Source organism: Paenibacillus campi (assembly GCF_034659835.1).
GTDB classification, from domain to species: domain Bacteria; phylum Bacillota; class Bacilli; order Paenibacillales; family Paenibacillaceae; genus Saccharibacillus; species Saccharibacillus campi.
On the sequence record NZ_JAXSQZ010000016.1, the window covers coordinates 19,970 to 30,680 of the forward strand.

At 44.6% G+C, this 10,711-nt stretch carries 9 protein-coding genes; 3 read left to right on the forward strand and 6 right to left on the reverse strand.

The features are described from left to right. Positions 1-72: 72 nt before the first annotated feature. Genes U1I11_RS21315 through nagA form a run of 3 tightly spaced genes read left to right on the forward strand, consistent with a single transcriptional unit; the run spans position 73 to position 3,050 of the window. Positions 73-933: a MurR/RpiR family transcriptional regulator gene (locus U1I11_RS21315; RefSeq protein ID WP_322908101.1), complete on the forward strand. Its 861-nt coding sequence runs from the start codon at positions 73-75 to the stop codon at positions 931-933. Between the two features lie 3 nt (positions 934-936). After that, a complete protein-coding gene (gene nagB, locus U1I11_RS21320; protein ID WP_322908102.1) occupies positions 937-1,668 on the forward strand; it encodes a glucosamine-6-phosphate deaminase in 732 nt (243 codons plus the stop codon). After that, the gene (gene nagA / locus U1I11_RS21325) at positions 1,665-3,050 is read left to right on the forward strand and encodes an N-acetylglucosamine-6-phosphate deacetylase (RefSeq protein ID WP_322908103.1); all 1,386 of its coding nucleotides are present in this window, start codon (positions 1,665-1,667) and stop codon (positions 3,048-3,050) included. The genes nagB and nagA overlap by 4 nt, the downstream gene beginning before the upstream one ends. A 161-nt stretch (positions 3,051-3,211) precedes the next feature. Here the strand turns inward: nagA and U1I11_RS21330 are convergent, their stop codons facing one another. The 6 genes from U1I11_RS21330 to U1I11_RS21355 all read right to left on the reverse strand — a co-directional run. After that, complete coding sequence (locus U1I11_RS21330; protein WP_322908104.1) at positions 3,212-4,075, reverse strand: hypothetical protein; 864 nt, start codon at positions 4,073-4,075, stop codon at positions 3,212-3,214. Positions 4,076-4,647: 572 nt separating this feature from the next. After that, complete coding sequence (locus U1I11_RS21335; protein WP_322908105.1) at positions 4,648-5,046, reverse strand: Imm7 family immunity protein; 399 nt, start codon at positions 5,044-5,046, stop codon at positions 4,648-4,650. A gap of 9 nt (positions 5,047-5,055) precedes the next feature. Beyond that, positions 5,056-6,396: an RHS repeat-associated core domain-containing protein gene (locus U1I11_RS21340; RefSeq protein ID WP_322908106.1), complete on the reverse strand. Its 1,341-nt coding sequence runs from the start codon at positions 6,394-6,396 to the stop codon at positions 5,056-5,058. A 324-nt stretch (positions 6,397-6,720) separates the two neighbouring features. After that, positions 6,721-7,023, reverse strand: a complete 303-nt coding sequence (locus tag U1I11_RS21345) for a hypothetical protein (protein WP_322908107.1) — start codon at positions 7,021-7,023, stop codon at positions 6,721-6,723. Positions 7,024-7,647: 624 nt separating this feature from the next. Next, positions 7,648-7,992 carry a hypothetical protein gene (locus tag U1I11_RS21350; protein ID WP_322908108.1) on the reverse strand — a complete coding sequence of 115 codons (345 nt, stop codon included), beginning with the start codon at positions 7,990-7,992 and terminating at the stop codon, positions 7,648-7,650. Positions 7,993-8,012: 20 nt separating this feature from the next. Further along, positions 8,013-10,711 (reverse strand): RHS repeat domain-containing protein (locus U1I11_RS21355; RefSeq protein ID WP_322908109.1); only part of this gene is annotated, 2,699 nt, incomplete at its 5' end.

Genomic DNA, 10,711 nt, shown 5'->3' on the forward strand with positions numbered 1-10,711 from the left:
ACCATGAAATTAATTTTCATAAAACCACCCTATTCTATAATCCTCCATCTGCATCGAAAGGAGTGATCACCATTGTCAACGATTTTGCATATATTGGAAGAAGAGCTTGCCAAGCTGTCCCCGCAAGAGCGCAGACTCGCTCATTATATTTTGCAGCAGCCGTCTTCGATTAGCCGCATGGGCATTACCCAACTGGCTACACAATGCGGGATTAGTCCGGCTACGGTCACCCGGTTTTGCAAAACATTTCATTTTGAAGGCTTTCCCGATTTTAAGATGAAGCTTGCCGCTGAGCTGGCTCAGCATTCGATTCCCGGCTCCTATCAAGATGTAATCGCTGGCAATCCGCTGGCTGAAATTGTAAAAGCGATCGAATCGAATCATGTTAGCTCGATTAACGATACGACCCGGCTGCTTAGCTTGCCTCGTCTGGAACAGGCGATCGGTTATCTAATTCGTGCGCGCCGTATCGATCTGTACGGTATCGCCACCTCGTCAATCGTTGCGCAAGATTTCTACCAGAAGCTCATCCGTATCGGCAAAAATTGCACCGCTTTTGCCGATTCCCATATGCAGATTACATCAGCTTCCACATTAACGTCTGACGATGTCGCCATCGCCATTTCCTATTCCGGTGAAACAAAGGAAACGATCGATGCGCTAACATGTGCCAAAGAAAACGGCGCTACTACATTGTCACTCACCCAATACAGCGCTAACCCGCTCGCTGATATTGCCGATATCGCTCTATTTTCTTCCTCACTCGAAAAAGGAATTCGCCGTGGCGATATGGCGTCGCGGATCGCGCAGCTGCATATTATCGATATTTTGTTCACCGGTATGATCAGCGCCCAGTTCAACGATTCCGTCAAAAAGCTGGAGCTGTCCTATAAAAACGTGCGGCGTTACCGCAAAGACTCAGGAGGGTTATGATTCATGGTTAATTTGGTTAAAGTAGGCAATGAAAAAGATTTTGGCAAAGTGGCTGCGTACATTGTGTCCAGTCTCGTGCAGACATCCCCACGCTGTGTGCTTGGACTCGCAACAGGCGGCACACCGGTCGGTTTGTATCAGGAATTAATCGAAATTTACAACCAAGGTGTCATCACATTTGAAAAAGTAAAAACGTACAATCTGGACGAATACGTCGGTCTGCCAAGCGATCATCCGGCTTCATACCGTACGTTTATGAATGAGCATCTGTTTAACCATATCGATATTTTACCGGAAAATACGCATGTGCCTAACGGCGAAGCAGACGATCTCGATCAAGAATGTCAGCGTTATGACGAGATGCTGTCCGAAGCGGTCATCGATTTGCAAGTGCTGGGCATCGGGCATAACGGGCATATCGGCTTTAACGAACCGGACGATCAACTGACACCGGGTACGCATGTCGTTGAGTTGTTACAGCAGACACGGGAAGCGAATGCGCGTTATTTTAACACGATCGATGAAGTGCCAGAACGTGCGATCACGATGGGCGTCGGCAGCATTATGAAAGCACGGCAAATTTTGCTGATGGTGCGTGGAGCCGATAAAGCAGACATTATTCATCGTGCGCTGACAGGCCCGATCACGACGCTGTGCCCGGCATCGCTGCTGCAATTGCACTCCAACGTAACCGTGCTGATGGACGCGGAGGCAGGGAGGTTGTTTCAGCAATGACCCATTCTGCAGCAGGCTGCACCCCTGCGTCATTCTCGATTACGAACGGACGGATCGTGACCCCGACAGGAATTGTTGAGCAGGGAACTTTAGTCGTGGAAGATGGCATTATCCGTTATATCGGTTCTGCCGCCAGCATGCCAGCGGAAAGCGATACGATACGATCCGCCGACTCCATACCCGCCCATCCTTCCGTATCGTCCGCACCTACCGTGCCTACCTATGCGACGAACGATAGCGCACAATCTACAAGCAGCAGTGCAGGCGGTGTTGCCGAACTCGAACTGCACACCGTGCTATCCAATGAGGGCAGAGATGCTAATTTGGGCGCTTCCAACGATAACTATGTGCAATACGATGCCGCTGGCTGTCTCGTCATTCCGGGTTTTATCGATATTCACGTACATGGTGGCATGGGACAGGACTTTATGGACGCAAGTCCGGAAGTGCTAGATATCATCACTCGTTTTCATGCCAGTCAAGGCACTACATCCATCCTTGCGACTACGATGACGGCACCGCGCGCTGCGATCGATCATGTGTTGGAACAGGTACATGCCTATGTGCAAAAGGGCGAGATGCCCGGCGCACAAATCGTCGGCGTGCATCTGGAAGGCCCATTTATTAGCCCACAATGGCCAGGCGCGCAAAACCCGGAACATATCGTGCTGCCTAATGTGCAGTGGCTGGAACATTGGCATACCGCCTATCCAGGTTTGATCAAACAATTAACATTAGCGCCGGAACGCGAAGGTGCGCTGGATGCCATCCGCTGGCTGCGTGCTCATCATATTACCGCCGCTGCCGGTCATACGGACGCGACGTATGAGCAGATGATGGACGCGGTGGAAGCGGGATTGAATCATGCCGTCCATACGTTCAACGCGATGACACCACTGCATCATCGGAAGCCGGGAACTGCTGGTGCGGTGCTGGGTACACCTGCTATCTGCGCAGAAATTATCGCCGACGGCATCCACGTCCACCCTGCCGCCGTAGCACTGCTCGCCCAGCTCAAACAGCAGCATAATCTAGTCCTGATCACCGATGCCATGTCAGCAGCCGGACTAGGCGATGGCGATTATATGCTTGGCGATCAGCCAGTGAAAGTCATTAACGGCGTCGCCACCTTGCCGGAAGATAGCGGTACACTGGCAGGCAGCCGCTTGACGATGATTGAAGGATTTCGCTTTCTAATTGAACAGGCTGGATTGTCAGTGCAACGCGCTTCGGAAGCCGCTAGCGGGAATCCGGCACGTCAGCTGGGGACGTATGAGCAGACAGGGAGTTTGGAAGTGGGGAAACAGGCGGATGTGTTGGTGTTGGATGAACAGCTGGCGTTGCGGGAGGTTTTTGTGAGAGGGTATCGGTTTGAGGGGTAAAAAATACAGGTTATAGTTAAAGATATGGAGATAAACCGTTTAGCGAATTGGGGAAAATTGACGTATGGACAGTACGCTTTATTCAAGCGTACTGTCCATACGTTATTTTGTTTATAGAAAAACTGCTTTTCATCATATTCGTTCTACTTTCACTCTACTGTTTATTGTAACTTTCTCCATAAGCCAAAGTTAAAAACTGATTTCCATACTTGTGTCCATGTGTGATCGTTGCAGTATCCAAACGTGGTGTATTGGATTTTGATGTGTTTTTTTCCACATGCTGTGCACTGGTATTCGCCAGTAAGAGGCACTTTGTCATTGTATTTATAAGCATTTCTTTTTTTTCCTGCTCTGATTTCGAACCATTCTGTACATTTAATGCCAACTGCTCCAATGCCTAATGCTGTAGTAAACAAAGGGATTATCAAGATAAAAGTAATAATAAAAGTCAAGATTGGATTTTCGAATACTTTGGGATCGTTATTAATAGAATCATAAATAATTTTTATTACAACCATCGAATAAAAAAGAATTGTAATAGCTATACATACTTTTAAGATGCCATTTTTCAGTTTTAAACGATGCGTCATCGTATACTTTTGGCGATAACTTTCAAAATGGCTATTATATAATGATTGTAGCAATGTGAACTCTTTTTTAAATTCGTTCATTACATGCTCTCGCAAAGCTAAATATTCCTCTTTAACAAGAAAGTCAGCTTCATTAGTTTCAAAATGAATCAATTCTCTTAAGTCATACAATAATTTAGGGTTCAATAAATACCCATACTTATAAATCAATTCTTGATTTGCTTGTTGAATAAGACGTTCATCCGATTTTCTAAGAGATATTTCTAAATTTAATGGCAAATAAATATGTTCTAATTTCTCTTTTAGATTTTTCTCAAAATAACTGCGCTCCTCATGGTTGTTTTTGCGAAGCGTAATGGAAGTTGAAATTATTAATGTGATTATAGCAATAGCTGCCGAAATAATAGCTGAAAGAATAGCAGGTGATAATTCCATATAACTAAATCCCTTCTATATTTTGGATCGTAATCAATCAAACTATAGATGGATTTTTGGATACTGTAAAGTAATGTTAGTATTTTGAAAGTAGATTTAAAACCCTACATTGCTAAATCACATCAATCTATTTATTTTTTAATTTGTTAAAGGGTTATGCTTTTCAAATAATTATGTACGTACAAACCTAATCGAGAAATCTCCCAAATTTAAAATATCATCCCATTCTTTATCTGTATAAACTCTTAATTCAATGTCATTGGGTGCCTTTGAATTTGAAAGTGTCGCACCACATTTACACTGTAATCTTGCTATGAATGCTCGCCTTTTAGCATAAAAAAACAGATCGATCATGTCCATATATGACTATAATCGACCTGCTTGACTGCCACGAAATAGCATTTTTAGGATATAAATAAACTCTTACATGCAATCGAAATGATGAAATCCTTATAAGGGTATTACATGGATTAATTGTTTTATTGGTTGAATGATAGGTTCATTTCTCACTGGATAGCCCACCAAAAAAAAACCTCGAAAGCCATGAAACTAACCAAGGTCTAATGATATTATTATTCTTTATCCTCCACTATCGGAACTAACGGAGATAATAATACATCTTCTTTTTGTTGAATGTTTCCACGGGCTAAAACGTATACTCTAAACTCATTATCGTAACCTTCAATATCTTCATCATCCCTTGTATAAAGCAACCCGTAAGAACCTGGTGCTTGGTTTGCGATGAATTCATATAGCTTAATTATTTCCTCTGCCTCGGAAGTTTTACGATTGAAGAATCCACCTACAGAAAGATGATAATTTCCGTTTGCAGGATACAATTTTAGAAGTCCACTACTCCAATTTAACCCTAAAATAAAACTCTGTATATTTTTAATAATCAACTCTAAATTACCTGCATCGGCTTCTACAGTTGTCTCATGGATTGTAGCCCATCCGTGAAATTCATACATTGGTATCACCTACTTCAAAAGTTTTGTATCAATCACAACTTCAATTCCATACCTACTGCTATATTCATTAAGTTTATCAATAACTGATTGAGCAGGTTTTCCTTCAAAATGGTAGTAAACCTTTCTTTGCGTTTCCTGAGCGGCCTCAAAAGTTGCTTTCATTTGGTCACGGACACTTTTGTTTACTGTTTGAAGTGCAGGTTTAGACTGAGCAATATACTCATCACTAATAGCGTCAAACTCTCTATTAGCGGGGTCATTGGAAAACTTCACACGGGATCGTCCACCGATTCTTTCAGCCAATGCATCTGCCGCCGCATCGGGTTTATTTACAACCTCCAAATTCCCTGAATAACGACCTGTATTATCCTTACCCTTTTTAAACTCTCTCTCCTGCAATTGCTGTTTCTGCAACTCACTCGCATTCGTCGCACTATCCGCTGCTTCAGCCACGACATCACTTTTTGCTACTTCCTGTTTCGGCGTCTTGGTACTTTCGTTAGAGGAAGTGCTACTTCTTGCACCGCTACTTCCACTTCCGCCACCTTGTCCAGTTCCCCCTTTGGCACCGCCACTGTAACTTCCCTCTGCCGTTTTCTCCTCGCTCGGCTCCGATTCGACTGAATGCCCGCTAGGGTCGGTGTAGCGCAGCGGATTGTTATGTCCATACGTGTACACATTCATACTCAGCGGATTGTCGATCTGCCCTTCATCGCTGTCTTCATTTAGGAAACGTCCTTGTTTGGGATCGTAGTAGCGGGCTTTCAGGTAATATAAACCGGTTTCCGCGTCGTACAGCTCGCCGGCATATTTGAATTCGTTCGTAATCGCTTCTTTTTGCTGGGTCAGGTTGCCCCATTCGTCGTACTGGTAGCTGTTCAGCACCGTGCCATCGGTGCCGACGATTTGCACGACGTCGCCGTGTCCGTTGTATAGGTAATCGTAATCTTTGCTGTGGGTTAGGTCTTTTTTCATTAGTACCCGGTCGCCGCGCACATACTGGGAAGTGGTGCCATCGGCTTGTTGCTCCGATGTGATGCGATTCCAGTGATCGTAGCCGTAGCGGGTGATCGCATTGCCTTGCGTTTTCTGGTAACGCAGTCCGTCGGGCAAGTACTGCATCGTGGTCGATGTCGTATTCGTACCGACTCGAATCAGGCGATCGTCTAGATCATAGCGGTAATTCATTGCTTTGTCAGCGGGCAAGTCGCGCGTATCTTGCTGGGTCAGACGGTTGCCGCGCAGGTCGTAGCTGTATTCGGTTTCGGTGCTATCGGCACGTTGGACGCTGTGCAGTCGGTTGAGTTTGTCATAGGTGTAGGTTGACGTTTGGGAGTTGACGTCTTCCATTTGTTCGGTGACTGTATGTTAATTGCATTCATCGCAAAAATACGAATAGTACATACATAACTTTTATAATAAGTATAAAATTAAAAGAACAAAAACAGGTCAAACTATGATTATATTCAATCATAATTGACCTGCTTTAGTATTTCGTATTCGTGTTATTTAAAAATTAATATAATCCAATTATAGCCCTTAAACCGCCACCCAAATCACCAACAATATTAAACGCATAAGATTCTGTGTAAATCGCACTTAAAAATCACTATCATAAGCTCCATATAAAAAAAGAAAACCTCGAAAGGCATGAAGCCAATCAAGGTTTCAAATCTAAATATTGATCACATTTCCACAAATAATTCCTACGAGTTCATTAGCATTTGCAATTAAAAACGTTATAGCATCAGCTTGTATCTGGGAATCAATCACTTTGTCTGTAACAAACCAAATAGTGAAGTCTTCTTCATGAAATTGGATGCAGACTTCGTTTACTGGCTCCGAAGTCATAGCAAGTATCGGAAATCCTGTTTGCTTGTTTATTGACCCAGACGGTTTGCAAGGCGGATTCTCTACAACTGTTGGAAAAATACATTCCACTTCTCCAAGCTCATCAGAAGCGCTAAGCCAAATCATTACACCTTGATCCACCCGGTACGGTTAACAGTCATCCGTCATATAACCGGTAACAAGATTGTACGTTTTCACTTCATCCATGCACACTACTTCAATGTCTGTCCATTCATCTTGGATACTGGCTAATTTAATCAACTGATCCACCTACATCTTAAACTCACTTCATCTTGCTCCACATCATTTCTTTTTTCATCGGATCATTTTTTAACATAAAGCTATCCCATCCATAGCGTAGTATCATCTGTTTTAAATGCTAGAGGTAACTCTTTCATAATCAAATCAATTCTAGAAACCATATAATTTAGATCATTGTTGTGTAAGTTAGATTGTGTCCAATTTCTTAATTGTTCTAATTCGTTAAGAATAGATTGTAAATGCTCTTTTTTAGCTCTATTCCATTTTTGATTCGCGTAATCCCCAATTCATCAATTGCAGTTTGCCAAAATGTTGTAAAAAACCCTTCTCGTGCAACGGGAATTTCAAACCCCAACTCAAAAGAACCATCTTCTTCATTTGTTCTAAATATACTGACTGACATTACGAACCTCAAAACTGAGTAGACAAGTATGAAAAACTGACCTTGAGTAAGCTTAAAGTCTTCTCAAGATCAGCGTCGAAAAATAATCAAGTTGAAATAAAATCTTTTATTGGCACTATGCATCCTCTATCATCATCAATATAAATATCTTTCGGGAAATTTCCTTGAGATACTATTTGCCTCATTAAATCTTCACTAGTGTATATCATCATAATGAATTGAGGATTTTGAAAAGGGATACGTTGTAAATCAGCTGGCTCATAATCCTTTATAAGATCCTCCACATATTCATAAAAAATATGATCGTGACCATAATCGACAACAATTCTGTTCTTAGTAAGAATAGTTAATTTGTTGTTTCCGTAATGTTGTAAGTTACGAAATACATTGAGGTTGAAGTCTTCATTTCCAATTAGAATGATCCATTGCATGGTTTATCCTCTCTCCTTTATTACCTACCAACATAATTAATTAGATCCTTTTCATTTGTAAATACCTTGAATCCCTCTTTTTGAAGTCCTTTTACAATAGCTGCACTCGAATTCTGATTAGGTAAATAAACGATAACTTCTTTATCCGTACTAGAAGCAGTATTTAGTGCTTGCCGCGTTGCCCCTTTTCCACTACCCTGTTTAACTTGAATCACTGCATCATCAAGTTCAATGTCATAATCTGTTAATGGAGTACCATCTGCTTTATATACTGTCTTGTTTACATCGACTACTTTACCAGGATACTTTGCTTCAATTGCATTAGCAGTTTCACCTACATATTTGTCAGCAGACGTAAAAGTTCTAACATGTTCTGACTTCTCCTTAAAGTTTCGCTGCTGTATTCCCTCTTTCCTCAATGCATCCACATTCGTCGCACTATCCGCTGCTTCAGCCACGACATCACTTTTTGCTACTTCCTGTTTCGGCGTCTTAGTACTTTCGTTAGAGGAAGTGCTACTTCTTGCACCGCTACTTCCATTTCCGCCACCTTGTCCAGTTCCCCCTTTGGCACCGCCACTGTAACTTCCCTCTGCCGTTTTCTCCTCACCTGGCTCCGATTCAACCGAATGCCCGCTAAGATCGGTGTAGCGCAGTGGATTGTTATGTCCATACGTGTACACATTCATACTCAGCGGATTGTCAATCTGTCCTTCATCGCTGTCTTCGTTTAGAAAACGTCCTTGTTTCGGATCGTAGTAGCGGGCTTTCAGGTAATATAATCCCGTTTCGGCGTCGTACAGCTCGCCGGCATATTTGAACTCGTTATCAATCGCTTCTTTTTGCTGGGTCAGGTTGCCCCATTCGTCGTACTGGTAACTGTTCAGCACACTGCCATCGGTGCCGACGATTTGCACGACGTCGCCGTGTCCATTGTATAGGTAATCGTAATCTTTGCCGTGGGTTAGGTCTTTTTTCATTAGTACCCGGTCGCCGCGCACATACTGGGAAGTGGTGCCATCGGCTTGTTGCTCCGATGTGATGCGATTCCAGTGATCGTAGCCGTAGCGGGTGATCGCGTTGCCTTGCGTTTTCTGGTAACGCAGTCCGTCGGGTAAGTACTGCATCGTGGTCGATGTCGTATTCGTACCGACTCGAATCAGGCGATCGTCTAGATCATAGCGGTAATTCGTCGCTTTGTCAGCGGGCAAATCGCGTGTATCCTGCTGGGTCAGACGGTTGCCGCGCAGGTCGTAGCTGTATTCGGTTTCGGTGCCATCGGCACGTTGGACGCTGTGCAGTCGGTTGAGTTTGTCATAGGTGTAGGTTGACGTTTGGGAGTTGCCGTCTTTCATTTGTTCGGTAACCGAAATGATATTGCCGTTATTGTCGTACTGGTAGTTGTATGCCGATAGCACGGCATCGCCTTTCATATTGCGCACACGAGTTAAGCGGTTCAGCAGATCATACGTCATCGACTCTTGTAGGGTGCTGCCATCCGACAAGGTCGGGAAGGTAATCTGCTGCACCTGACCGAGCGGGGTGTACGCATAGCGCACATTGGCGGTAGCTGCACTCGTTCGATCGGCGGCACCATTCGTCTGGATGGAAGTGAGCCGGGACTTCTCGTAGCCATAGTTGATCGACAAACGGGTGCCATTTAGCGTATTCGTTTGGCGGGTAACGCGATCTAAAGGATCATAGTTGGCGTCCAGGCGTGCGCTATAGTCGGTGGCACTGGATGCTAAACTTGTGATGCGATCCCATGTATCGCTTGTGCTCGTCTGGGTCGCTACTTTGGCAGCGTTGATAGACAGTTCATGGCGATCCGTAAGGATATTGCCATCGGCACCATAGATGCTTTTCGTTTGTAATGTGCCTGTGATGAGGGCATTGCTACCGTCGGCTTTCAAGGAAGCGCTGGTGCGCTCGCCGCGTTCGTCATACGTGTACGCTGTGGTCGTGCCATTACGATCCACTATTTTTTCGGTCAAACCACGAGCCGTGTAGTTCATCTGTGTCCGGTTGTTCGTCGGATCGATTTTATCGGTGGGCAAGCCTTGTTCGTTGTAGTTTTTCGTATACAGTGTCTCGCTTTTGCCGCTGGGGTTGCTCAGCACGACACTTGTTAATCCGCCGCCTCCGTCGTAGGTGTAGCGGCTCGTTTGGTTGAGTGCATCTTGTACCGCAGTGAGGAGGTTCAATGCATCGTACGTGTAGGCGGTCGTGACGCCTTGGCTGTTTTGGGTGCCGTTTGGATCGGTGTATGAGAGCACATTGCCCACCAGATCGTACGTGTAGCTTTCCTGAATCGGTTGGCTGTGACCTGACGCGCCGTCTTTGTAGGCGATGACTTTGGTTTTGTGACCGTAGGCGTCAAAGTATTGTTCCAGCAGATTTAGGCGGATGCTGGTGTTGTCGGGATTGGAACGGTACGCACCGACGTCTGCAGCTGCAATCGTGTAATGTTGGGTTTGCTGCTGCGTCAGTAACGGCTTGGTAATGGACAGATTGCCTTCCGCATCCGTGAATTCGGTTTGCTGATCCCAGGCATCATAGCTGGCGGTTTGGGTGTTGCCGAGTGCATCGACAACATACACGATGCGTCCCAAATCGTCCGGGTGCGCCTGCGAGCGTGTCCAGCCGTTGGTGTCAGGGTACGTTTCCAGTACACGCAGGAAACCGAGTCCATCGTAATAGGTCGCTTGACGGTTGAGCA